Annotated in this window: 24 protein-coding genes; 11 read left to right on the forward strand and 13 right to left on the reverse strand. The window is 69.3% G+C overall.

The window, feature by feature from the left end; genetic code table 11:
* Positions 1–65 precede the first annotated feature (65 nt).
* Positions 66–1,460 (forward strand): GH1 family beta-glucosidase, encoded by a 1,395-nt coding sequence (locus ACFWMR_RS14635; RefSeq protein ID WP_378378691.1) that lies wholly within the window; start codon positions 66–68, stop codon positions 1,458–1,460.
* Here ACFWMR_RS14635 and ACFWMR_RS14640 read toward each other — a convergent pair.
* On the reverse strand, positions 1,435–2,574 hold the full coding sequence (locus tag ACFWMR_RS14640) for an acyl-CoA dehydrogenase family protein (RefSeq protein ID WP_378378692.1): 1,140 nt from the start codon (positions 2,572–2,574) through the stop codon (positions 1,435–1,437). The genes ACFWMR_RS14635 and ACFWMR_RS14640 overlap by 26 nt on opposite strands.
* Positions 2,571–4,922, reverse strand: coding sequence for a bifunctional salicylyl-CoA 5-hydroxylase/oxidoreductase (locus tag ACFWMR_RS14645; protein WP_378378693.1), 2,352 nt, complete (start codon positions 4,920–4,922; stop codon positions 2,571–2,573). Before ACFWMR_RS14645 ends, ACFWMR_RS14640 begins: the two co-directional genes overlap by 4 nt.
* A 47-nt stretch (positions 4,923–4,969) precedes the next feature.
* Here ACFWMR_RS14645 and ACFWMR_RS14650 point away from each other — a divergent pair, with 47 nt between their 5' ends.
* Positions 4,970–5,368, forward strand: coding sequence for a RidA family protein (locus ACFWMR_RS14650; RefSeq protein WP_378378694.1), 399 nt, complete (start codon positions 4,970–4,972; stop codon positions 5,366–5,368).
* Here ACFWMR_RS14650 and ACFWMR_RS14655 read toward each other — a convergent pair.
* The gene (locus ACFWMR_RS14655; protein ID WP_093933160.1) at positions 5,365–6,210 is read right to left on the reverse strand and encodes a PaaX family transcriptional regulator; all 846 of its coding nucleotides are present in this window, start codon (positions 6,208–6,210) and stop codon (positions 5,365–5,367) included. The two genes, ACFWMR_RS14650 and ACFWMR_RS14655, sit on opposite strands and share 4 nt — an antisense overlap.
* Positions 6,211–6,283: 73 nt before the next feature.
* On the opposite strand from ACFWMR_RS14655, the gene ACFWMR_RS14660 reads away from it, so the two are divergent.
* From ACFWMR_RS14660 to ACFWMR_RS14670, 3 genes are read left to right on the forward strand one after another with little or no spacing between them, the layout of a single operon-like run.
* Entirely contained in the window at positions 6,284–6,958 is a 675-nt protein-coding gene (locus tag ACFWMR_RS14660; RefSeq protein ID WP_378378695.1) for an oxidoreductase, read from the forward strand.
* A 37-nt stretch (positions 6,959–6,995) separates the two neighbouring features.
* Positions 6,996–7,346, forward strand: a complete 351-nt coding sequence (locus tag ACFWMR_RS14665; protein WP_378378696.1) for a PLDc N-terminal domain-containing protein — start codon at positions 6,996–6,998, stop codon at positions 7,344–7,346.
* A 39-nt stretch (positions 7,347–7,385) separates the two neighbouring features.
* Positions 7,386–7,802 carry a nitroreductase family deazaflavin-dependent oxidoreductase gene (locus ACFWMR_RS14670; RefSeq protein WP_093933157.1) on the forward strand — a complete coding sequence of 139 codons (417 nt, stop codon included), beginning with the start codon at positions 7,386–7,388 and terminating at the stop codon, positions 7,800–7,802.
* A 73-nt stretch (positions 7,803–7,875) separates the two neighbouring features.
* Here ACFWMR_RS14670 and ACFWMR_RS14675 read toward each other — a convergent pair whose 3' ends face one another.
* A complete protein-coding gene (locus tag ACFWMR_RS14675; RefSeq protein ID WP_378378697.1) occupies positions 7,876–9,063 on the reverse strand; it encodes an acyltransferase family protein in 1,188 nt (395 codons plus the stop codon).
* Between the two features lie 96 nt (positions 9,064–9,159).
* A complete protein-coding gene (locus ACFWMR_RS14680; RefSeq protein WP_378378698.1) occupies positions 9,160–10,494 on the reverse strand; it encodes an FAD-binding oxidoreductase in 1,335 nt (444 codons plus the stop codon).
* Between the two features lie 70 nt (positions 10,495–10,564).
* Between ACFWMR_RS14680 and ACFWMR_RS14685 the strand changes: the two genes are divergently transcribed.
* Complete coding sequence (locus ACFWMR_RS14685) at positions 10,565–11,449, forward strand: LysR family transcriptional regulator (protein ID WP_378273844.1); 885 nt, start codon at positions 10,565–10,567, stop codon at positions 11,447–11,449.
* Here ACFWMR_RS14685 and ACFWMR_RS14690 read toward each other — a convergent pair.
* The 3 genes from ACFWMR_RS14690 to ACFWMR_RS14700 all read right to left on the reverse strand — a co-directional run bounded on the left by ACFWMR_RS14690 (position 11,418) and on the right by ACFWMR_RS14700 (position 14,067).
* A complete protein-coding gene (locus ACFWMR_RS14690) occupies positions 11,418–12,512 on the reverse strand; it encodes a methyltransferase (RefSeq protein ID WP_378378699.1) in 1,095 nt (364 codons plus the stop codon). The genes ACFWMR_RS14685 and ACFWMR_RS14690 overlap by 32 nt on opposite strands.
* Before the next feature lie 125 nt (positions 12,513–12,637).
* The gene (locus tag ACFWMR_RS14695) at positions 12,638–13,462 is read right to left on the reverse strand and encodes an NAD(P)H-binding protein (RefSeq protein WP_378378700.1); all 825 of its coding nucleotides are present in this window, start codon (positions 13,460–13,462) and stop codon (positions 12,638–12,640) included.
* The gene (locus ACFWMR_RS14700) at positions 13,459–14,067 is read right to left on the reverse strand and encodes a hypothetical protein (RefSeq protein ID WP_378378701.1); all 609 of its coding nucleotides are present in this window, start codon (positions 14,065–14,067) and stop codon (positions 13,459–13,461) included. The genes ACFWMR_RS14695 and ACFWMR_RS14700 overlap by 4 nt, the downstream gene beginning before the upstream one ends.
* Positions 14,068–14,119: 52 nt before the next feature.
* On the opposite strand from ACFWMR_RS14700, the gene soxR reads away from it, so the two are divergent.
* Positions 14,120–14,566 carry a redox-sensitive transcriptional activator SoxR gene (gene soxR, locus ACFWMR_RS14705; protein WP_378378702.1) on the forward strand — a complete coding sequence of 149 codons (447 nt, stop codon included), beginning with the start codon at positions 14,120–14,122 and terminating at the stop codon, positions 14,564–14,566.
* Here the strand turns inward: soxR and ACFWMR_RS14710 are convergent.
* The 3 genes from ACFWMR_RS14710 to ACFWMR_RS14720 form a co-directional block, all read right to left on the reverse strand.
* Entirely contained in the window at positions 14,556–15,773 is a 1,218-nt protein-coding gene (locus ACFWMR_RS14710; RefSeq protein ID WP_378378703.1) for an RNA polymerase sigma factor, read from the reverse strand. The two genes, soxR and ACFWMR_RS14710, sit on opposite strands and share 11 nt — an antisense overlap.
* Positions 15,764–16,129 carry a YciI family protein gene (locus tag ACFWMR_RS14715; protein WP_378378704.1) on the reverse strand — a complete coding sequence of 122 codons (366 nt, stop codon included), beginning with the start codon at positions 16,127–16,129 and terminating at the stop codon, positions 15,764–15,766. The genes ACFWMR_RS14710 and ACFWMR_RS14715 overlap by 10 nt, the downstream gene beginning before the upstream one ends.
* Before the next feature lie 92 nt (positions 16,130–16,221).
* A complete protein-coding gene (locus tag ACFWMR_RS14720) occupies positions 16,222–17,004 on the reverse strand; it encodes an SDR family NAD(P)-dependent oxidoreductase (RefSeq protein WP_378378705.1) in 783 nt (260 codons plus the stop codon).
* A gap of 82 nt (positions 17,005–17,086) precedes the next feature.
* Between ACFWMR_RS14720 and ACFWMR_RS14725 the strand changes: the two genes are divergently transcribed.
* Both ACFWMR_RS14725 and ACFWMR_RS14730 read left to right on the forward strand, forming a co-directional pair.
* Positions 17,087–17,641, forward strand: coding sequence for a TetR/AcrR family transcriptional regulator (locus ACFWMR_RS14725; protein ID WP_093933146.1), 555 nt, complete (start codon positions 17,087–17,089; stop codon positions 17,639–17,641).
* A 96-nt stretch (positions 17,642–17,737) separates the two neighbouring features.
* The gene (locus tag ACFWMR_RS14730) at positions 17,738–18,505 is read left to right on the forward strand and encodes an SDR family oxidoreductase (protein ID WP_378378706.1); all 768 of its coding nucleotides are present in this window, start codon (positions 17,738–17,740) and stop codon (positions 18,503–18,505) included.
* Here the strand turns inward: ACFWMR_RS14730 and ACFWMR_RS14735 are convergent, their stop codons facing one another.
* Complete coding sequence (locus ACFWMR_RS14735; protein ID WP_378378707.1) at positions 18,506–19,048, reverse strand: TetR/AcrR family transcriptional regulator; 543 nt, start codon at positions 19,046–19,048, stop codon at positions 18,506–18,508. It abuts the gene before it with no gap.
* Positions 19,049–19,125: 77 nt separating this feature from the next.
* Between ACFWMR_RS14735 and ACFWMR_RS14740 the strand changes: the two genes are divergently transcribed.
* Together ACFWMR_RS14740 and ACFWMR_RS14745 are read left to right on the forward strand one after the other, a co-directional pair.
* Positions 19,126–19,620, forward strand: a complete 495-nt coding sequence (locus ACFWMR_RS14740; RefSeq protein WP_378378708.1) for a DoxX family protein — start codon at positions 19,126–19,128, stop codon at positions 19,618–19,620.
* 51 nt (positions 19,621–19,671) lie between these two features.
* The gene (locus tag ACFWMR_RS14745) at positions 19,672–19,833 is read left to right on the forward strand and encodes a hypothetical protein (protein ID WP_378378709.1); all 162 of its coding nucleotides are present in this window, start codon (positions 19,672–19,674) and stop codon (positions 19,831–19,833) included.
* A gap of 8 nt (positions 19,834–19,841) precedes the next feature.
* On the opposite strand, the gene ACFWMR_RS14750 is transcribed toward ACFWMR_RS14745, so the two are convergent.
* On the reverse strand, positions 19,842–20,549 hold the full coding sequence (locus tag ACFWMR_RS14750) for a hypothetical protein (RefSeq protein WP_378378710.1): 708 nt from the start codon (positions 20,547–20,549) through the stop codon (positions 19,842–19,844).
* Positions 20,550–20,757 lie beyond the last annotated feature (208 nt).

Raw genomic sequence — 20,757 nt, forward strand, 5'->3', positions numbered from 1 at the left:
GACCTTAGCCTCCGCCATGTATTAACTGGTGAAATAAGGCGGGCGAGCCGGGAAGGAGGGGTGTCATGACGGGGGAGGGCGAGCTCATCGGCACCCTGCCGCCGGACTTCCGCTGGGGTGTCGGCAGCTCGGCGCACCAGATCGAAGGCGCGGTCGCCGAAGACGGAAGAACACCGTCCATTTGGGACACCTACGCCCGATCGCCGTGGTCGATCGACAACGGTGACACCGCCGAAGTCGCCTGCGACCACTACCACCGGATGCCCGCCGACGTCGCGCTGGTCAAGGAACTCGGCGTCGACACCTACCGGTTCTCCGTGTCCTGGTCCCGGGTGCAGCCGCGCGGTCGCGGCGGCGTCAATCCCGCCGGGATCGCCTTCTACGACAGGCTGGTCGACGAGCTGCTCAACAACGGCATCGATCCGTGGCTGACGCTGTACCACTGGGATCTGCCGCAGCACCTCGAAGACGCCGGTGGCTGGCCCGCGCGCGACACGGCCGTCCGTTTCGCCGATTACGCGATGCTCGTGTTCGAGCGGTTGAGCGACCGTGTCCGCCACTGGACCACGCTGAGCGAGCCGTGGTGCACGGCCATGCACGGCTACGTCCACGGGGTGATGGCGCCCGGCCGCCGGGACCCGAAGGCGGGGATGGCGGCGGCGCATCACCTGCTGCTCGGCCACGGCCTCGCCGTGCGGCGGATGCGGGAACTCGCGCCGCCCGGGACGAAATTCGGCATCACGCTCAACCTGAGCACCGCCGACCCGGCGACCCCCAGCGAGGCCGATCGCGAGGCCGCCCGGTTCGAAGACGGGCTCGGGACGCGGTTCTACCTCGACGCGCTCGTACACGGCCGATACCCGGAGGACGTCCTCGAAACCCTCGCGCGGCAGGGCATCCGCCTGCCGTCCGAGCCGTGGGACCCGTCGATCATCGCCGCTCCGCTCGACTTCCTCGGCGTCGACTACTACTTCGGGACGCGGTACTCCGGGGTGGAGGAGAACGGGGACGCGGTGGAGCACTTCGGGATGCCGGCGTTCCGCAAGGTCCCGTTCGGGGCGCCGTCGACGGTGCTGGGGTGGGAGATCCTGCCGCACAAGCTCACCGAACTGCTCGTCCGGATCAGCCGGGACTATCCCGGTTTGCCGCTTTACGTCACCGAAAACGGCGCCGCGTTCGCCGACGTCCCCGACGAGACCGGCTTCGTCCGCGACGACGACCGCGCCGCGTATCTCTCCGCGCACATCGCAGCCACCGCTGCCGCGCGCCGGGCGGGCGCCGACGTCCGCGGCTACTTCGCCGGGTCCTTTTTGGACAGTTTCGAATGGGCCTACGGTTACGCCAAACGGCTCGGCCTGGTGCGGGTGGACCGTGAGACGCAGGCGCGCACGATCAAGCAGAGCGGACTGGCCTACCGCGACATCGTCGAACGGGTCAAGAAGTCAGCGAACGGGCGATGATCGTCCGCTGCACTTCGGACGCGCCTTCGTAGATCCGCGGCGCCCGGACCTCGCGGTAGAGGTGTTCGAGCAGGTGCCCGCGCCGCAGCGCCCGCGCGCCGTGGATCTGCACGGCCGAGTCGACGACGTACTGGGCCGTCTCGGTGGCGAACAGTTTCGCCATCGCGGCACGGCCGGCGAGGTTCCGCTCGCCCGCGTCGTAGGCGGCGGCCGCGGCGTAGACGAGCAGGCGCGAGGCCTCGGTGCGGGTCGCCATTTCGGCGAGGGTGTGTGCCACGGTCTGTTGCCGCAGCAACGGTCCGCCGAACGCGATCCGGGACTGCGAGTGGGCGACCGCGGCGTCGAGCGCGGCCTGCGCCATCCCGACGGCGAACGCGCCGACGCTCGGCCGGAACAGGTCCAGCGTCCGCATGGCGACGCCGAAGCCGCGGTCCTGCTCGCCGAGCAGTTCTTCCCGCTCGACCCGGACGCCGTCGAACACGAGGGTGCCGATCGGATGCGGGCTGACCAGGTCCAGGTGCTCGCCGGAGAGCCCGGCGCGGTCGGCGGGGACGACGAACGCGGAGACGCCGCGCGAGCCCGCTTCCGGGGTGGTGCGGGCGAAAACGCTGTAGAAGTCGGCCTCGGGGGCGTTGGAGATCCACATCTTCTCGCCGGTGAGGCGCCAGCCGTCGCCGTCGGGCTCGGCGGACAGTTCCAGCGCCGCCGCGTCCGAGCCCGCGTTCGGTTCGGTGAGCGCGAAAGCGGCGACGGCGTCGCCCGCGGCCACGGCGGGGACCCACTTCGAGACCTGGGAATCCTGCCCGGATTGCAGGACCGGATACGTGCCAAGCCCCTGTAGCGCCAACGCCGTCTCGGCTTCGGTGCTCTGACTCGCGAGCGCTTCCCGCAGGATGCAGAGATCCGTCGCGGCGGCCTCCCGGCTCGGGCTGCCGCCGTCGACGCCGGGGAACAGCCGGGCGAGCAGGCCGAGCGCGCCCATTTCCTTGAGCAGCGGCCGGTTCACCGCGCCCTCGGTGCCGGATTCGGCCAGTGGCCGGAGTTTTTCGGCGCCCAGCCGCCGGACCTGGGTGGCGAAGGCCTGCTGTTCCGGGCTCAGTGCGAAGGCTGTCATCGGTCGCTCCCAGGTCGCCAGCGGGCGTGCGCGGTGCCGGGTTCCCCCGAACGCAGCAGTTCCAGCCGTGGTTTCGGCCCGTCGGTGCGGCCGCCCTGCGGCTTCCGGCTGCCCGCCGCGTACTGCTTCGGCCACGGCATCGGATAACCCTGTTCGGCCGCCGCGTGCAGTGTCCACTGTGGATCGTAAAGGTGGGTCCGGCCGAGCGCGCACAGATCCGCGCGGCCGGCCAGGATCAGCGAGTTGACGTCGTCGTAGGAGGAGATCGCTCCGACGGCGATCACCGCGACCCCGTACTCGCGCCCGATCTCGTTGCGGATCCGGTCGGCGTACGGCGTCTGGTAGCTACGGCCGTACTCGGGTTTCTCCTCGCTGACGACCTGGCCGGTCGAGACGTCGATGCCGTCCGCGCCGTGCTCGGCGAACGCGCGGGCGATCTCGACGGCATCGTCGACGTCGATCCCGCCGTCGTACCAGTCGGTCGCGGAGACGCGGACCGTCATCGGCCGGTCCGCGGGCCACGCGGCGCGGACGGCGTCGAAGACTTCGAGCGGGAAACGCAGCCGGTTCTCCGGCGAACCGCCGTAGGAGTCGGTGCGCCGGTTGGTCAGCGGGGACAGGAACGACGACAGCAGATAGCCGTGCGCGCAATGGAGTTCGAGGAGGTCGAACCCGGCACGCGCGGCGGCGCGGGCGGCTTCCGCGAACTGCTCTCGGATCTCGGCCAGTTCGGGGACCGTGAGCTCGCGCGGGGTCTGATTCGCCTCGCCGTACGGGATCGCGGACGGGCCGCAGATCTCCCAGTTGCCCTCTGGCAGCGGCTGGTCGATGCCGTCCCACATGAGTTTCGTCGAGCCCTTGCGCCCGGAATGGCCGAGCTGGACACCGATCCGCGCGGGGGTGTGGCCGTGGACGAAGTCGGTGACCCTGGCCCAGGCCTGTTCCTGCGCCGGGGTGTACAAGCCGCCACAGCCCGGGGTGATCCGGCCGGTCTCGGAGACGCAGACCATTTCCGTCATCACCAGCCCGGCACCGCCGAGCGCCTTGCTTCCCAGGTGCACCAGGTGGAAATCGGTCGGGACGCCGTCCTCGGCGGAATACATGTCCATCGGTGAGACGACGACCCGGTTCGGCAGCTCCAGGTTCCCGATCCGGAACGGCTGGAACATCGGCGGCCGGACCTCACCGTCCACAGTGGACGCCAGCCAGCCGTCCAGTTCCGCGGTGAATTCGGGATCGCGCAGCCGGAGGTTGTCGTAGGTGACGCGGCGGCTGCGGGTGAGGATGTTGAACGCGAACTGCGCCGGGTCCTGATGGGTGTACTGGCCCATGTTCTCGAACCATTCCAGGCTCGCCTGGGCGGCGCGCTGGGTCGAGGTGACGACGGGGCGGCGCTCTGCTTCGTAGGCCTCCAGCGCACTGTCCATATCGGACTGTTCGTGCAGGCAGGCGGCGAGCGCGAGCGCGTCCTCCATGGCGAGTTTCGTGCCGGAGCCGATGGAGAAGTGCGCGGTGTGCGCGGCGTCGCCGAGCAGGACGACGTTCTCGTGCCGCCAGCTCGCGCAGCGCACGGTGGCGAACGCGGTCCACTTCGAGTTGTTGGCGAACACCTGGTGGCCGCCGAGGACGTCCGCGCACAGCTCGCGGATGACCTCGATGGACTTCTCGTCGCTCTCGCCAGGCGCGAGCGAGGTGGCGGCGATCTCGCCGAACGCGCGCTGCCAGACGTCCTCGTGCAGTTCGAGGATGAACGTGCTCGCCGTTTCGCTGTACGGGTAGCCGTGGATCTGCATGATCCCGTGCGGTGTTTCGAGGACGTGGAACTTGAAGGCGTCGAACACCAGGTCCGTGCCGAGCCAGATGTACTTGCAGCGGCGGGTCTGCGTGCTAGGCCGGAAGCTCTCGGCGAGGGCGGCGCGGGTCGGCGAGTTGACGCCGTCCGCCGCGACGACCAGGTCGTACCCGGCGCTCGCCTCGGCCGCGCTCGGCGCCTCGGTGCGGAATCGCACGTCCACGCCGAGTTCCGCGCAGCGTTCCTGGAGGAGGCCGAGCAGCCGTTTCCGGCTCATCGCGGCGAACCCGTGCCCGCCGGAGGTGTGCACCGTGTCGCGGAAGTGGACGTCGATGTCGTCCCAGCGCGCGAACTCGCGCCGCATGGCCGCGTGGATCACCGGATCGGCGTGCTCGATCCCGCCGAGGGTCTCGTCGGAGAACACCACCCCGAACCCGAAGGTGTCGTCGGGCGCGTTGCGCTCCCAGACGGTGATCTCGTGATCGGGATGGAGCTGTTTCGCCAGCGTGGCGAAGTAGAGCCCCGCCGGGCCGCCGCCTAACACCGCGATACGCACTCGCTCAGGGTATGTCGCGGTATGTACGACCGTCAACGATGCGGGATATGCTGACCCGTATGGAGCGCATCAACCCGACAGGACTCGGCCGCCCCTCCGGCTTCTCGCACGCCGTCGCGGCGAGTGGACGGTTCGTCTTCCTCGCCGGTCAGACGGCGTTGAACGAGGAAAACCGCATCGTCGGCGATGGCGTGGTCGAGCAGTTCGAACGCGCGCTGTCCAATCTGCTCACCGCGTTGCGCGCGGCGGGCGGGGAGCCTGCCGATCTGTGCAGCGTGACCATCTACATCGTCGACATGGACGACTACAAGGCGCACGGGCGCGAGATCGGCGCGGTGTGGAAGCGGCTGGCCGGGAGCGAGTACCCCGCGATGGCGGGCATCGGCGTCAGCCGGCTCTGGGACGTCGAAGCCCTTGTGGAAGTGCAGGGCTTCGCGGTCGTTTAGAGCGTGCGCGAGACGTGCGCGGCCGCGGCCTCGCCCAGCCGCGAGTGCAGCGTGAAGAACAGGTCCGCGGCCCGGATCCCGGCCCAGCCGGACGGCAGCAGCTCGGCGGGCAGGCCCGGGTCGAGGTAGGGCAGGCGCCGCCAGTCGGTCAGCACCCGGACGTAGTCGGCGAACGCCTCGGCCTCGTCCGTGGTCTTGCGCCGCTGCCAGCGCCGGAGCGCGGCCGCGTGCTCGTCGAGGAAAGCGGTGTACAGCGTTTCCAGCTGGTCGAGGTCCCACCAGTCGCGGATCTTCGCCCGCACGTCGCCGAACGCGAGGTGCTCGGCGTGGAAGAGATCGGCGTAGCCCTCCAGTTCGAGCCGCCGGAGCATGTCGGAGGTCGCGTCGCGCAGATGCGCCGGCGCGATCCAGACGCCGGACGACGCGGTCCCGAAGCCCAGCCGGGCGAGCTGGGTGCGAAGAACGTGCCTTTTGTGCCGTTCGGCTTCCGGGACGGAGAACACCGCGAGCAGCCAGCCGTCGCCGGGGGTGGCGCGTTCCCGGCGGAAGATCCGCTCGTCGCCCTCGCGCAGGATCGCCAGCGCCGTTTCGGAAAGCTCGTATCCGGCCGCCCCGTTCCGGCGCACCGCGGAAAGGATGCCGCGCCGCTTCAGCCGGGAGATGGACGAGCGGACGGCGGGTTCCTCGATGGCCACGCCCGCCAGCAGGTCGATCAGGGAACGGACCGAGAGCCAGCCGCCCTCACCGCGTGAATAGAGGCCGTACACGGTCACGATCAACTGGCGCGGTTGCGCCGTCCGCCCCGCGCCGTCGACTTCGGTTGCCTCCGACACGACCGTCACCCGGTCACCATAACAACGACGGCGGGCCGACGTTTCGGTCGTGACCGAAGCGTTCCGCACTTAGCGTCACGGTATGGAGAATCCGCTCGCCGAAGCCCCCGTCCCGCCGGTGCCCCAGGACGTCGAACCGGGTGGTGTCCGGTGGCTGAGGGCGAACGTCGCCCGGTTCAGCCGCCCGGAGGACCACGCGCGCCGGCGGGCGCTCGTGGTCGCCGAACTCACGCCGATGAGCGCCTTGCGGGAAAAGGCTTTCGAGCTCACCCGGGAATCAAGGGACGAGCCGGTGGAACGGATCCTGCGGACGGTCCCGGTCGCGGTCCTGGCCGCGGAACTCGGATTGCCGGACGTTTCCCGCGACATCGCGACGGTTTCCGCCGCCTATCACCCGCACACCGAAACCGGGCCCGACGCCGAAAAGGCCATGCGGCGCTTGATCGAGGGCTGCGGTGGTGACGCCGACGAGCGGACGGCCGCGCGGATCGGGCTACTGGTGCAGGCCTGCGACGCGACGGCGAAGCTGGTCGGCAAGGCACTGGAGGCCCATCGGCCCGGCGAAGACGCCGCCGGTCTGCTCGACCGGGTCCTGCGTGAGGACCCGCCCGTCCGCGTCACCCGGCGGTGGATCAACGGCGCCGTGGTCGAGGTGGACCTGACGGAACGCCCGTTCGGCGCAGGACCGAAGCGATGCCCGGGACAGGCGCACGCGATGGACGTGGCCAAGGGAATTCTCGACGTCCTCCTGTGCTAAGAATTACCCCGGCAATCCGGAACTGGGGAGATTTTCGATGCTGTATTTCAATGGTTTTTTCGGCGTTCTCACCCTCGGCCTGTGGATCTTCTGCATCGTCGACGTGATCACCACCGACGAGGGATCATGCCGCAACATGCCCAAGACGATGTGGCTGCTGCTGGTGCTGATCGTGCCGCTGGTCGGCTCGATCGTCTGGCTCGTCGCCGGCCGTCCGCAGCACGCCGCCCGGGCCCCGCGCGGCCGCTACGAGCGCGAGTCGCCGTCGTTCCCGGAGTACGACCGGCCCGGTCGCTTCGCCGCGACGAGCGCTGAAGACGACGAGGAATTCCTGCGCAAGTGCCGGGAGCGCGCCGAGGCGCAGCGCCGCAAAGCCCGTGAGGACTGAGTAGCCTCGGCGGCAGGGAGATCGACACTGGAGGAACAGATGTCCGAAATGCTCGACTGGAACAAGAACATCATCAAGGAGTTCCGCGAGAACGAGGGGAAGGTGGGCGGCCCGTTCGAGGGCGGCTCCCTGCTGCTCCTCACCACCACGGGGGCGAAGAGCGGCGAACCGCGCACCTCGCCGCTCGCGTACACGGAGGACGACGGCAAGTACGTCATCGCCGCGTCCTACGCCGGGGCGGACAAGAACCCGGCCTGGTACCACAACATCGTGGCGAACCCGAAGGTCACCATCGAGGTCGGCACGGAGAAGTTCGAAGCGACCGCGACGGTCGTCCTCGAAGACCGCGCCGAGCGTGACCGGCTCTACGCGAAGATGATCAGCACGATGCCGGGCTTCGCCGACTACGAGAAGAAGACCGATCGGGTGATCCCGGTCGTCACGATCTCGCGCTGATCGCCGCAATTAGTCCTCTGAATGCGGTACTTGCGTGGGCAACTACCGCATTCAGAGGACGAAACGCGAGGGATCAGCGCGCGCCGCTGGGAGCCTCGACGGAGTTCGGCGCCTCGAGTTCGGCTTCGGCCGCACGCAGCGCCTTGCGTTCCTGGCGGCGCGCGATCAGCTTCTTGCCGGTGAGGATCATCGGCTGCTCCACCCAGCGGTGGATCAGGTCCGCGATCCCGAGCCCGACGGCGAACACGGTCAGCGCGCTGATCATCCGGTTCTCGCCCAGCGGCGGGACGGCCTCGACGACGACGAAGTGCACCGGGCCTTGCAGCAGGTAGAGCGAGTAGGAGCGCTCGCCGACGAAGCGCATCGCCCTCGTCGCGAGCAGCCATCGCAGCGGACCCGGCGAGACCAACACGACCAGTAGCAGCGCCGAGAGCACGCCGTAGGCGATCAGCAGGCCCAGGTTGGTGCCCGGCCGCCGCCACAGGCTCTCCATGTTGACGTGCAGCAGGGCGAACGCGCCGAACACCGGGATCGCGGCGAGCGGGTGGGTCAGCGGTTTGATCACCGCGTAAGACCGGCGGTAGTGCATCGCGACCGCCAGCACACAGCCGGTCAGCAGGATCGCGTAGTGCACCGTCGAGCGGTAGATCGGCACGTGCGGCCCGTCGAGCACCCAGCCGCCGGTGACCCCGACCAGCCCGGCCATCAGCGCGAACGCGGCGAACGCCAGTGCGAGCTTGCGCCAGGCCGCGGCCAGGCCCACGGCACCGGCGATCACCAGGAGGAACGGCCAGACCAGGTAGAACTTCTCCTCGATGCCCAGCGTCCACGAGCCGGTGAAGAAGTTGTCCTGGCCGCTCGTGTCGGACTCGCTGCCGGGCAGGAACTCGTTGAAGAAGGTCAGGTAGTACTTCAGCGCGTGCGGGAAGTCGCGGGCGAGGAATTCGCCGCGCAGCAGCACGAACACGACGATGCCGCCGAGGATCACCAGATACGGCGGCAGGATCCGGAACGCCCGGCGCAGGTAGAACGCCGAAAGCGAGATCCGGCCGGTCCGGTCCTGCTCACGAAGCAGCAGCGTCGTGATCAGGAAACCGGACAGCACGAAGAAGATGTAGACCCCGACCCAGCCGGAAAGCCAGCTCCACTTCGGACCCGCGAAGTGGAAGAGGATCACGATGGTGGCCGCGATCGCGCGCAGCCCGTCGAGCGCGGGGAACCGGCGCATGGCGAGGAACTCGTCATGGTCCAAAGCGCGCACAAATGCTCCCAACGGCGGTGTCGGCCCGGAAGTATAGGCATGCCGTTCGCTACGTCTTCGCGCGGATGGGAGCTTCGGTGCGGCGCTTTTCGTAGTTCACCCAGCGTCACGCGCGGGTTTGACGTTGTGGGTCAACCGGAACCGGTTCGCCGGATCGACGGCCGCCTTGACCTGGGCGAGCCGTCGCAGATCGGCCGCGGAATACACCTTGGACGCTTCTTCGGCCGCGTCGCTTTCGCCGTAGACGAAGGTCAGCAGTTTGCCGGTCGACCAGGGCTTCAGCACGTCGAACAGCTTCCCGTGGGCGGCCTTGATCTCGGCGGGCGAGGCATCGTCCACTACGGACAGTGCACGGACGGTGAAGGCGGCTTCCCGGTCCCAGCCGACCCCGGGGTGTTCGGGCTGGTCGGACAGCGCGCCGCCGAGCAGGTCCAGCAGGACGACGGTCGGCACCGGGGCGCCCGGTCCGGCGTGTTCGAGGATCGCGTCGAGCATGGTGTCGTTGAGTTCGGACACGGTGACGTTGTCGGCGCGGTAGCCGTGCGGGAACGGCGGCTCGTTCGCGATCTTGCCCGATTCGGTGAACGGGATCTCGGCGAGCGTGTCCCCCAGCGGCTCGGCGGCGGCGCGCAGCGGGGCGACCAGGCGTTCGCCCTCGGCGGCGTCACCGAGGTAGGCGATCCGGATCTGCGCGACGTGCTGCCCGCGCAGCGGCTCGGGCACCATCGGCAGGTCCGGCATCGGGACCATGCCCAGCGACGACGTCATCCCGCGCGGCATCTCCGCCGCCCAGTCGCGCCAGGCGCGGAGCACCGTGGCCAGCGATCCGGTGCCGAATTGCAGGCTGCCGCCGTACAACCGGGTGACCGGGACGAGCCGGAACTCCAGCGCGGTGACGATCCCGAAGTTGTCGCGGCCGCCGCGCAGCGCCCAGAACAGGTCTTGCTCGGTGTCGGGGGTGGCGCGGCGGAGTTCGCCGTCGGCGGTCACGACCTCGATCGCGGTCACCTGGTCGGCGGCCAGGCCGTACTCGCGGCCGAGCAGGCTGAACCCGCCGCCGAGGGTGTAGCCGACGACGCCGACCCCGGGGAAGGACCCGCTCAGCGGCGCCAGCCCGTGCTCGGCCGCCGCTTCGATGACCGCACCCCAGCGCACGCCCGCGTCGACCCGTGCGATGCCGTCTTCGATCCGGATCCCGGTCATCAGGTGGGTGGTGACGAGGACACCGCCCTCGAAGGGGACGCCCACGCCGTGCCCGGTCGAGTGCACGGCGATCGGGAGGTCGTGCTCGGCGGCGTAGCGGACGGCTTCGACGACGTCGGCGGCCGAAGTGGCGGCCATGATGACGTCGGGGCGGCGGGAGACGGCGGTCTGGAAGCCGGCGAGTTCCTGGTCGTATCCGGAGTCGCCGGAGCGGAGCAGTGTGGTCATGACACCAGCGTGCGCCCTCTCTGATCATAAGTCCAAGATCTGGTTTGTCTGGCAACTAGAATCATCGGTTATGGAACTGCGTCAGCTCGAATACTTCGTCGCGGTGGCCGACGAGGCGAATTTCACCCGGGCCGCCGAGCGGCTGCACGTCGCCCAGCCCGGCGTCAGCGCCCAGATCCGCCGCCTCGAACGCGAACTCGGCCAGCCGCTGCTCGACCGGTCGGCCAGGGCGGTGCGGCTGACCGAGGTCGGCGCCGCCGCACTCCCGCATGCCCGGGCCGCGCTCGCCGCCGTCGCCGGGGTGCGGCAGGCGGTCGACGATCTCACCGGGCTGGTCCGCGGCCAGGTCGCGATGGGCATGGTGTCCTCGCGTGGCCCGGTCAACCTGCCGGATCTGCTCGCGCGTTTCCACGAGCGCCATCCCGCCGTCGACATCACGCTCGCCGAGGCGACCTCCGACATCCTGCTCGCCGGCGTCGCCGACGGCCGGTTCGACGTCGCGCTGATCGGGGTGTCCGGTGAACCGCCGCCGGGGATCGGCCTCGAAGTCGTCCTCGACGAGCCGCTCGTCGCAGTCTCCGGGCCGGAGGATCCGCTCACCGCGCACGCCACGATCACGCTGTCGGAGCTGGAAAGCCGTTCGCTGGTCAGCCTGCCGAAGGGCACCGGCATGCGGGCGATCGTCGACGCGGCCTTCCTCGCCGACAGCGCCCAGCCGCGGGTGACGCTGGAAGCGGGCGACCCGAACGTCGTCGCCCAACTCGTCGGGCGCGGGCTCGGCGTCGCCGTGGTGCCGATGTCGCTGGCGACGCACTACACGGAACTGCACGCCATGGAGATCACGCGCCCGGCCGGGCTGCGGGCGAAACTGGCGCTGGCCTGGCGGACGGAGGGGCCGGTCAGCCCCGCCGCCCGCGTGTTCATCAGTCAGGCGCGGGCGCTGCTCGGACTGTGAGCCGCCACAGCGAAGTCACCTCCTTCGAACGGGCGGCGTGCAGTGGATCGCCCGGATCCGTGGCCTTGGGATGCTTCGGCCGGACGTCCTCCCTGCCGCGTACTTCGAGCCCGGAACGCTCGAACGCTCCAAGGAGTCGCTCGCGCGTGCGCAGGCCCAGCAGTTCGGCGAGGTCGGACAGGATCAGCCAAGCCTCCCCGCCGGGCGTGAGGTGCCGGGGCAACCGGTCCAGGAACGCTTGGAGCATCCGGCTTCCCGGGTCGTAGACGGCGCGTTCGAGCGGGGTGTGCGCCCTGGACGGCAGCCAGGGCGGATTGCAGACGACCAGCGGCGCGCGACCGGGCGGGAACAGATCCGCCTCGAGGACTTCGAGCCCTCGGAGGCCGAGCCGGTCGAAGTTGTCGCGTGCGCAGGCGATGGCGCGTGGCTCGTTGTCGGTCGCCACCACGTGCTCGACGCCGCGACGGGCGAGGACCGCGGCGAGCACGCCGGTCCCGGTGCCGATGTCGAACGCCAGTTCCTTCGCGGGTAACGGAGTTCTCGCCACCAGGTCGACGTACTCGCCGCGGATGGGGGAGAAGACTCCGTGGTGCGGATGGATCTTCGCGCCGAGCGCCGGGATTTCAACGCCCTTCACGCGCCATTCGTGCGCGCCGACGACGCCGAGCAGTTCGCGCAGCGACACCAGTGACGCGGTTTCGGAGGGGCCGTAGACCTCGGTGCAGGCCACCCGGACGTCCGGTCCGCGTCGCAGCGGCAGGACGTGGCCTGGATCCAGCGGAACCAGCAGCCTGCCGAGGATCCGCGCTCGGCGTGCCTGATGGTTCCGCTGGTCCTGAAAGGGTTTCCCGGCCGCCGTGCCGCAGCGGCGGGACAGCGCGGCGAGAAGGTTCCGCGCGTTCGGGAAGTCGCCGTGCCAGGCGAGGCCGGTGCCGGACAAGGCGAGCCGGAACGCCTCGTCGGCGGTGGTCCCGTCGTCGACGGCGACGACGTTCCGAGGTGGTTTCGAGCCGACGGTGGTCAGCCAGCGCCGACCACCGTCCTTTGTGGACTGGGGGTTCATGGTTTCCGTTCCTGTTTCCGCCCGCGGTGAAGAGACCCCGCGGACGTTGCTCCGTGGAGGGCGTTTTCAGGAACGGCGGCTAGTGGACCGCCGCGGCATGAACCGGTGTCGACACGAACCCGAGTTTAGCGGAACGCGGCGGCGTGCTCGGCGGCCCAGACCTCGAAGTCCAGGCCCGGCCCGCCGGTGACGTCCCGGACGGTCGAGGTGACCGGACCCGGTTCCGTCAACAGGCCCCGCAGCCCGCCCAGCATGGTGTCGACGACGAAGTCCGGCATCTTCGCGAGCATGGCCGCCCGCGCTTCTTCGGGCGGGATCTCCTCCCAGCGCGCCGGGCGGCCCGCGGCCTCACCGATGATCCGCACCTGCTCGATCTGCGTCATCGGCCGCGTGCCGGTGAGCGAGTACTTCGCCCCCGCGTGCCCGTCGCCGGTCAGCGCCTCGACGGCCACCGCCGCCATGTCCTTCTCGTGGATCAGCGGCATCGACGCCTCACCGTACGCGCCGCGGACGACGCCGTCCGCGCGGATCGACGCCGCCCAGCCGAGCGTGTTGGTCGCGAAGGCGTGCGGCCGAAGGAAAGTCCACTCCACGCCCGCGGCTTCGATCGCCTCTTCGACGACGCGATGCCAGGCGCCGATGGGATTGACCTGCTCCGTCAGGGAATCGTCGACGGCGCCCGAGGACAGGAACACCACGCGCTTCACGCGCTCGCCGAGCAGCGAAACGGTGGGGACCAGTGCTTCGGCGGATCCGGAGAGCATCAGGAACACCGTGTCGACGCCGTCGAGCGCCGGCGCGATCGTTTCGGGTTTCGCCAGGTCACCGCGGACACCGTCCGGCGGCGGGTTCCGGCTCAGCGGCCGGACCGGGACGTCCCTCGCCCGCAACTGGGCGACCACCTGCGATCCGACGTTGCCCGTCGCGCCGGCGACCAGGATCGGCTTCATGCCGCCACCGCCGAGAGGATCGGGCGGTACCGCTTGACCGAACCACCCGACATCCCCGGGTAGGTCTGCACCTTCTTCCACACGTCCGTCGTGCCGATGCCGTCGGCGCCGGGGGCCGCGAGCGCCGCGAGGTGCGCTTCGACGCCGGCCCATTCGGCGTAGTTCAGCACCCGGGTCCCGTCGGTGCTCACGTGGAAGTAGCCCGAGATCCCGCCGTCCGGCCGCGCCGGTTCCGAAGCCATCGCTTCGAAGACGAGGTCGATCCAGTCGCGTTGCCGCCGCTCGTCGGGGCCTTCGAACTCGACCGAGACGATCACGAGGCAGCCGGGCGTCCCCTCGCCGCGCTGCCCGCGGTAAAGGTGGAACACGGGAGCGCCGTCCAGGTCCTGGATGGCGTCTTCGCTGGTCCACTGCTCGTAGGTGAAGGCGCCGTCGTGGTCGATGCCTTCGTAGGCGGTGAAGGAGACGAGCCCTTCGTGACTCTTGAGCGCCGCCCGCGCCGCGTCGGCGTCCGGCCACTCCCGCGCCACCACGGCCGTCTCCGCGTTCGGTGTCGGCCAATGTCCCTTGTGGATGGTCGATTCGGAGGTCCCCTGTGCTGTCATGCCTCCAGCATGAAACTTGAACAAGGGTTCAAGTCAAGGGAGGATCGTGTCCATGACCGAGCCGTCCGCCGAACTCACCATCGGGGAGCTGTCCCGGCGCAGTGGCGTCGCCACCTCCGCCCTGCGGTTCTACGAGCGCCAGGGCCTCATCAACAGCAGGCGGACCAGCGGAAACCAGCGCCGCTACCCCCGCGCGACACTCCGTTTGGTCGCGTTCATCCGCGCGTCGCACCATCTCGGCATCCCGCTGGAGGTGATCGGCGGCGTGCTCGACCTGCTGCCGGAAGGCGCCGCGCCGGATCACGATTTCTGGCAGCGCGCCTCCGCCTGCTGGAGCGCGGAGCTCAACAAGCGCATCGAGCAGCTGGAGTGCATGCGCGACCGGTTCACCGAATGCATCGGCTGCGGTTGCCTTTCCTTCGAGCAGTGCGTGCTGGTCAACCCCGGTGACTTCCTCGCGGCGAAGGGGCCAGGCCCGGCACGGCTGATCACGGACTGACGGCGGCCAGCTTCCGCTCCAGCAACCGGCGTTCGGCGTCGTTCTCCGCCAGCCGGATCGCGGTTTCGTACGCCCGCGCCGATTCGGCCGAGCGGCCCAGCCGGTGCAGAAGATCGGCTCGGATGGCGTGGTACAGGTGGTATTCGGCCAGTTCCAAGCCGTCGATCACGTCGAGCGCCGCCCGCGGGCCGTCGACTTCCGCGACCGCCACCGCGCGGTTGAGCGCGACGATCGGCGTCGGATTCGTCGCCAGCAGCAGGTCGTACAGCTGGACGATCTGCGACCAGTCCGTGCTCCCCGCGTCGGCCGCGTCGCTGTGGACGGCGTTGATCGCCGCCTGGATCTGGTACGGCCCGGGCTGGTTCCGCCGCAGGCAGGCGCGGACCAGCGCTTGCCCTTCGGTGATCAGCTCCCGGTCCCATCGCGACCGGTCCTGGTGCGCCAGCAGGACGACGTCGCCGTCCGCGCCGGTGCGGGCGGCCCGCCGCGACTCGGTGAGCAGCATCAGCGCCAGCAGCCCGGTGGCCTCCGGTTCGTCGGGCATGAGGCCGGTGAGCAGCCTGCCGAGCCGGATCGCTTCGGCGCACAGGTCTTCCCGCACCAGCCGTTCGCCCGAACTGGCCGTGTGTCCCTCGTTGAACACGAGGTAGATCACGGCGAGCACCGAACGCAGCCGGTCCGGCAGATCGGCGTCCTCCGGGATCCGGTACGGGATCTTCGCGTCGCGGATCTTGCCCTTCGCCCGGACAAGCCGTTGCGCCATCGTCGTTTCGGGGACGAAGAACGCGTGCGCGATCTCGCCGGTGGTCAGCCCGCCCAGCAGTTTCAGCGTCAGCGCGACCTGCGCGGTGACGGCCAGCGCGGGGTGGCAGCAGGTGAAGATCAGGCGTAAGCGATCGTCGCGCACAGGTCCCTCCTCGGCTGGTTCGTTGGTGGCACCGAGTAGCGCGGCCTCGGCGTGTTTGTCTTCGCGCGCGGCTTCGCGGCGCATCCGGTCGATGCCCTTGTTGCGGGCGGTCGTGATGATCCAGCCCGCCGGGCTCGGCGGCAGACCGGTGGACGGCCACCGGTCCACCGCCGTGGCGAAGGCTTCCTGGACCGCGTCTTCGGCGAGATCGATGCTGCCGAAGACGCGGACCAGTACGGCCACCGCGCGGCCGTACTCCTCGGTGAAGACCCGGCCGATCTCGTCGGCGGTCAGACGCACGAAGGGCCTTCCTCGCCCTGGAACGGCCGGACCTCGACGGGCAGGTACGTGATCTCGGTGACCCGGCGGCCCCATTCGAGCGCGGCGTCCAGATCCGGTGCCTCGACGACGGTGAACCCGCCGAGGTGTTCCTTGCCCTCGACGTACGGGCCGTCCGTCATCGCGATCGCGCCGTTCTCCTTGGCCTGCAGCACGGTCGACGTGGTCGGCGGGTGCAGCCCGCCGGCGAACACCCAGGCGCCCGCGGCCTTCATCTCGTCGTTGAGCGCCTGGATCTTGCGCGCGATCGGCTCGAGGAACTCCGGCGGCGGGACGGGGCCGTCGGGCTGGTACAGGCTGATCAGGTACTGGGTCATGGCGTCCTCCTTGGTGTCACTGCCTATACGAAGGGCGTCCCGCCGATTCGACACTGGCTTGGAAATTTTTCCGGCGAACGCATCTTCGCAGGTCAGATCGACTTCAGCAGCCGCGTTGTTGCGGTGTGGAGGCGCTCTGCCTCTTTACTGTCGGCGTCGACCGTGAGCCGCTTGTCGCGCTGGTAAGCGCTCAGGGGCGCCTCCGGCCGGTTCGCGATGAGGTCGAGCATCGGCCGGATCGCCTTTTCCGGCGGCGTGCCCAGGAGCTTCGCGAGCACACCGACCATCTTTCGTGAGGTCTTGCCGAGGGCGCCTTGGTGGCTGGTGCGGACGAAGCCCGGGTTGTAGAGGACGTACCGGACGTGGTCCGAAGCGAGCCGGGCCGCGGAAAGCAGCCCCATCCGGCGGCTCTGCTGATTCGCCGCCTTCCAGGTGAAGCCTTGTGACAGCTGGAAGTCGTCCCAGCGGATGGCGTCCTTCGGCGCACCGGGAACGGTGGTGTCGAGGATCAGCGGCTGCTCGGCGGCCCCGAGTACGCCTTGGAGTTCCGAGGCGAAGATGTGGCGGCTCAGGTAGTACAGCGCGAAGGTGTGCTCGAAACCTTCGCTGGTCAACTGCCTGTCCCGGTGCACGTACGCGGCCCCCAGGACCAGCGTGTCGACGACGGGGAAACGCTCGGCGATCTCCCCGGTGGCGCGGAAGTTCTCCGACACTTCGCGCAGGTCGGCCTTGATGAAATGCGCGTCGCCCGTCAACGAGCGGAACTTCGCCTCGCTCCGGCCGACCACGACGACGGTGTGGCCTTCGCGCAGTCTGTCGGCGGCCAGCGCGCGGCCGAGGCCGTCGGTTCCCCCGGTGATCACGATCGTGGACATGCTTTCCCTCCAGTTCCGGAACACGTGTTCCGGAACATCACCGTATCCGAAACGCATGTTCCGGAAAAGGTAGGATTTCGGCATGACCACTTCGCGACGTCAACGCTGGGACGCTGCGCGGAACCGCGGCCAAGTGCTGGAGGCCGCTAGGGAGTCCTTCGCGGAACGCGGGCTCGCGACCGACGTCCGCGAGGTCGCCCGGCGAGCCGGTGTCGGCGTCGCCACCGTGTACCGGCATTTCCCGACGAAAGAAGACCTGGTCAAGGCCGTCTTGGCAGACGACGTCGCCGAGTGGGAGGCCGTCTCCGAAAGCGCGAAAGCGGCGGAGGACGCCTGGGAGGGGATCAGCCTCATCGTCGAGCGGACGCTGGCGATGATGGCCCGGCACCGGGCGTTCCTCGACGGGCTCACTGTCACCGAAGGCGCTCTTGAAGCCTGTCGCGCGCATCTCGCCGAGAGTCTCGACGGCTTGGTCGAGCGCGCGCGGCGGCAAGGGCGGCTGCGGGACGACATCACCTCCTCGGACATCGGCCTGCAGATCCTCGCGCTCGGCCGGATCGTGGAGCTGACCGCCGGCCAGGGCGACGACGTCTGGCGCAAGCACGCCGGTCTCGTCCTCGGCGCGTTCGAGGCCTGACTGGTACCGCCGGACCCAGGTTGAGCAGGCCGTGCCATCTCTCCGCGCGAGCCGGTTACCTGGACTCCGGAACGAGAGTCCACAGAGGAGAGACAAATGACGAACACTTCGGCGGCGCACTCGGGCAGGGTCGCCGTCATCACCGGCGCGTCCAGCGGGATCGGCGAAGCGACCGCGCGGCGGCTCGCCGCCTCCGGTGCGGCGGTCGCGCTCGTCGCACGCCGCGCGGACCGGCTGGAAACGCTCGCCAAGGAGATCGACCAGGACGGCGGTACCGCGCTCGTGCTCGCGGCCGACGTCGCCGACGCCGAGGCGATGCGCGCCGCGGCGGCCGAGGTCGAGGTGAAACTGGGTCGCGCGGACCTGCTGTTCAACAACGCGGGCGTGATGCTGGCCGCGCCGATCGACGAACTCGCGACCGGCGACTGGCAGCGCATGATCGACGTCAACATGACGGGCCTGATGAACACGATCGGCGCGTTCGTCCCGCATCTGGTCGCTTCGGCGGCAGAGAAGGGCGTCGCGGACCTGGTGAACACGTCGTCCATCGGCGCTCAGGCGATCTTCCCGTCCTTCGCCGTGTACGTCGCTTCGAAGGCGTACGTGACGCATCTGTCGAAGAACCTTCGCGCCGACCTCGGCCCGAAGAACGTGCGGGTCGCGGCGATCGAGCCCGGTCTCGTCGAAACCGAGCTGCAGGGCCACGTCACCGACGCGGGCGCGCTGGAGTGGCTGGACGGCGTACGCGAAACGCTGACCTGGCTGAAGCCGGACGACATCGCCGAGACCGTGGCGTTCCTGACCTCGCTCCCGGCGCGGGTGAACCTCCAGCAGGTCACCGTCATGCCCACCTCGCAGGTCTGATCAGGGCCCGGGGAACAGGATCCGGGCGATCGCGCGGGCGGCGGTGTCCGGATCCTCGAGGTGCTCGGTGCGCAGGGCGCCGGTGAGCCACAGGTTGGCGAACCCGTGCATCAGCGACCACGCGGCGACTCCCGTCATCTCGTCGTCGCTGACCGACGACGCGCCGCTGGTCAGCAGGAGTCCCGCGCGATCGCGGGCGGCGACCAGCGTGGGGTCGTCCTGGCGCTGGAGTTCGGGGCGGAACATCACCTCGAAATGCGCGCGATGCTCGATCGCGAACCGCACGTAAGCCACGCCGACCTCGACGAAGTCCCGCTCGCCCTCGGCGGCCAGGGAGTCGGCGAGCAGGTCGAACCCCTCGGCGGCCAGCGCGGTGAGCACCCCGGCCTTGTCGCCGAAATGGTGCACCGGCCCGGCGTGCGAGACCCCCGCGCGCCGGGCGAGGTCGCGGAGGCTGATCCCGGCCGGGCCGTGTTCGGTGACGGCCGCGACGGCGGCGTCGAGCACGGCCCGGCGGAGGTCGCCGTGGTGGTACGGACTCATGACATCGAATCTAGTCATTGACAAGATGGCCTGCAAGCGTGCATCTTGTCAGTGGAAAGTTTCGCTGCTCGGAGGGCATGGTCATGGATCCCGGTCTCGTACCCGTACTGATGCTGGTCGCCGTCACGGTGACGTTGTTCCTGCTGGGCGCCGCCGGCGTCCAGCGGCTGAAACCCTGGCCGGTGGCCGTGCGCGGCGGCGTCGCGGCACTGTTCGTCACGACCGGGCTCGCGCACTTCATCGGCATGCGCGAGGAACTCGTCGCGATGGTGCCGCCCGCCCTGCCCGCGCCCGGGCTGCTGGTCACCGTCACCGGTGTCCTCGAACTGGCGGGCGCCGCGGGAGTGCTGTGGTCGCGCACGGCGCCGTGGGCGGCAGGCGGGCTGACGCTTCTGCTGCTGGCGATGTTCCCGGCGAACGTCTACAAGGCGCTGCACGGACCGGTGGATTCGGTGATGGACGAACTGGTGCCGCGGAGCCTCATGCAGGTGGTCTTCCTGGCCGCGACCGGGTCGCTGGTGGCGTATTACGCGCGTACGCCGAACAGACCCTTTGCCCAAAGGAGACCTTAAGTCTTCCCCAAGTCCGGGCTCGGCCGTTGAAACGGGCCCTACGATCTGAGAATGAAGATCTCATTGTGGATCGGATTCTGTGGGCTGTGCATCCTCGCCGGGCACATGCTTCTCGGTGCTGTCGGTGTCGTACTGCTGATGAGCTGCCTCCCGGCGGGACGCGATCACGAATCCGTTGACAGAACAGGGAAAGAGTCCGCGCGGCTGGCCTGAAGAAAGGGTCAGCCGAGGGTGCTCGCGAAAGCGAGCGCGCCCAGAACCGGAACGCTGATCGCCGCGAACAGTACCGATCGGCGGCTCGGTTTGGGACTTTCCAGTAATGCGCGAACACCGGCCGGAAGCAACGCGACACAAAGTCCGGCGGTACCGATGATCGACACGATTTCGGTACCCTTCAGCACTCCGAGTGGAAGAAGTCCCATCGTCGCCAGCCCGATCGACCCGACGATGCCCAGCGCTTTCGCGCGATAGGCGGCGAAGGCGAGCGCGTACCAGCCGAACATGATGGTGAACGACAGGAAACTGAACAGGTGCAGGTCCTGGTACGACTCGCTGACGACGCTCTCGGCGAATCCGGCGCCGCGTCGTCCGGCGAGTCCCAGGGCGGCCTGGTCGATGCCGGCGTGAAAGGTCCGCTCGAAGAGTCCGATAAGGACGGACACGCCCGCCCAAGCGGCCAACGCCGGTCTGGTGCGGCCGATCTTCGTGGCGAGCCCGATGATCGCGGGCCACAGCAGGACGTTGCCTGCCAGGAAACACGTGTACGCGGCGGTCATCAGCGCCGGATGATCGCTCATCGCCTTGAGCTGGTCCGGGAAGAAGAAGTTGAACTGCGACCGCAAGAGCGTCCCGGTGAGCAGCAGTAGCGGTCCGAAGATCATCGAGACCGCGGCGACGCGGCGGCCGGGGAAGACGTAGTCGGTTTCCATGCCGAGGAGCCTGCCGATCCTGACGCGTGCCCGGATCGGCTCACGGGCTGTACTTCCGGCTCAGCCCTCGGGTGGACTTCGGCCCGGTGTCTAAGCCTGTCGCCGGTTTTCGGCAGTGGATCTGGGTTGCCGGTGGTGTGTGGCGGCCGATGGTTGCCGTTTTTCGGCGACAGGGCACGGCGTGCCTGTAGGCGCGTGGTTGCTGGGG

This window comes from Amycolatopsis thailandensis, assembly GCF_042723255.1.
GTDB classification, from domain to species: domain Bacteria; phylum Actinomycetota; class Actinomycetes; order Mycobacteriales; family Pseudonocardiaceae; genus Amycolatopsis; species Amycolatopsis thailandensis.

Coding starts and splice junctions, on each gene's coding strand:
- ACFWMR_RS14635 (WP_378378691.1), top strand. CDS start 66: ATGACGGGGGAGGGCGAGCTCATCGGCACCCTGCCGCCGGACTTCCGC.
- ACFWMR_RS14640 (WP_378378692.1), bottom strand. CDS start 2,574: ATGACAGCCTTCGCACTGAGCCCGGAACAGCAGGCCTTCGCCACCCAG.
- ACFWMR_RS14650 (WP_378378694.1), top strand. CDS start 4,970: ATGCTGACCCGTATGGAGCGCATCAACCCGACAGGACTCGGCCGCCCC.
- ACFWMR_RS14660 (WP_378378695.1), top strand. CDS start 6,284: ATGGAGAATCCGCTCGCCGAAGCCCCCGTCCCGCCGGTGCCCCAGGAC.
- ACFWMR_RS14665 (WP_378378696.1), top strand. CDS start 6,996: ATGCTGTATTTCAATGGTTTTTTCGGCGTTCTCACCCTCGGCCTGTGG.
- ACFWMR_RS14670 (WP_093933157.1), top strand. CDS start 7,386: ATGTCCGAAATGCTCGACTGGAACAAGAACATCATCAAGGAGTTCCGC.
- ACFWMR_RS14680 (WP_378378698.1), bottom strand. CDS start 10,494: ATGACCACACTGCTCCGCTCCGGCGACTCCGGATACGACCAGGAACTC.
- ACFWMR_RS14685 (WP_378273844.1), top strand. CDS start 10,565: ATGGAACTGCGTCAGCTCGAATACTTCGTCGCGGTGGCCGACGAGGCG.
- ACFWMR_RS14690 (WP_378378699.1), bottom strand. CDS start 12,512: ATGAACCCCCAGTCCACAAAGGACGGTGGTCGGCGCTGGCTGACCACC.
- ACFWMR_RS14695 (WP_378378700.1), bottom strand. CDS start 13,462: ATGAAGCCGATCCTGGTCGCCGGCGCGACGGGCAACGTCGGATCGCAG.
- ACFWMR_RS14700 (WP_378378701.1), bottom strand. CDS start 14,067: ATGACAGCACAGGGGACCTCCGAATCGACCATCCACAAGGGACATTGG.
- soxR (WP_378378702.1), top strand. CDS start 14,120: ATGACCGAGCCGTCCGCCGAACTCACCATCGGGGAGCTGTCCCGGCGC.
- ACFWMR_RS14715 (WP_378378704.1), bottom strand. CDS start 16,129: ATGACCCAGTACCTGATCAGCCTGTACCAGCCCGACGGCCCCGTCCCG.
- ACFWMR_RS14720 (WP_378378705.1), bottom strand. CDS start 17,004: ATGTCCACGATCGTGATCACCGGGGGAACCGACGGCCTCGGCCGCGCG.
- ACFWMR_RS14725 (WP_093933146.1), top strand. CDS start 17,087: ATGACCACTTCGCGACGTCAACGCTGGGACGCTGCGCGGAACCGCGGC.
- ACFWMR_RS14730 (WP_378378706.1), top strand. CDS start 17,738: ATGACGAACACTTCGGCGGCGCACTCGGGCAGGGTCGCCGTCATCACC.
- ACFWMR_RS14735 (WP_378378707.1), bottom strand. CDS start 19,048: ATGAGTCCGTACCACCACGGCGACCTCCGCCGGGCCGTGCTCGACGCC.
- ACFWMR_RS14740 (WP_378378708.1), top strand. CDS start 19,126: ATGGTCATGGATCCCGGTCTCGTACCCGTACTGATGCTGGTCGCCGTC.
- ACFWMR_RS14745 (WP_378378709.1), top strand. CDS start 19,672: ATGAAGATCTCATTGTGGATCGGATTCTGTGGGCTGTGCATCCTCGCC.
- ACFWMR_RS14750 (WP_378378710.1), bottom strand. CDS start 20,549: ATGGAAACCGACTACGTCTTCCCCGGCCGCCGCGTCGCCGCGGTCTCG.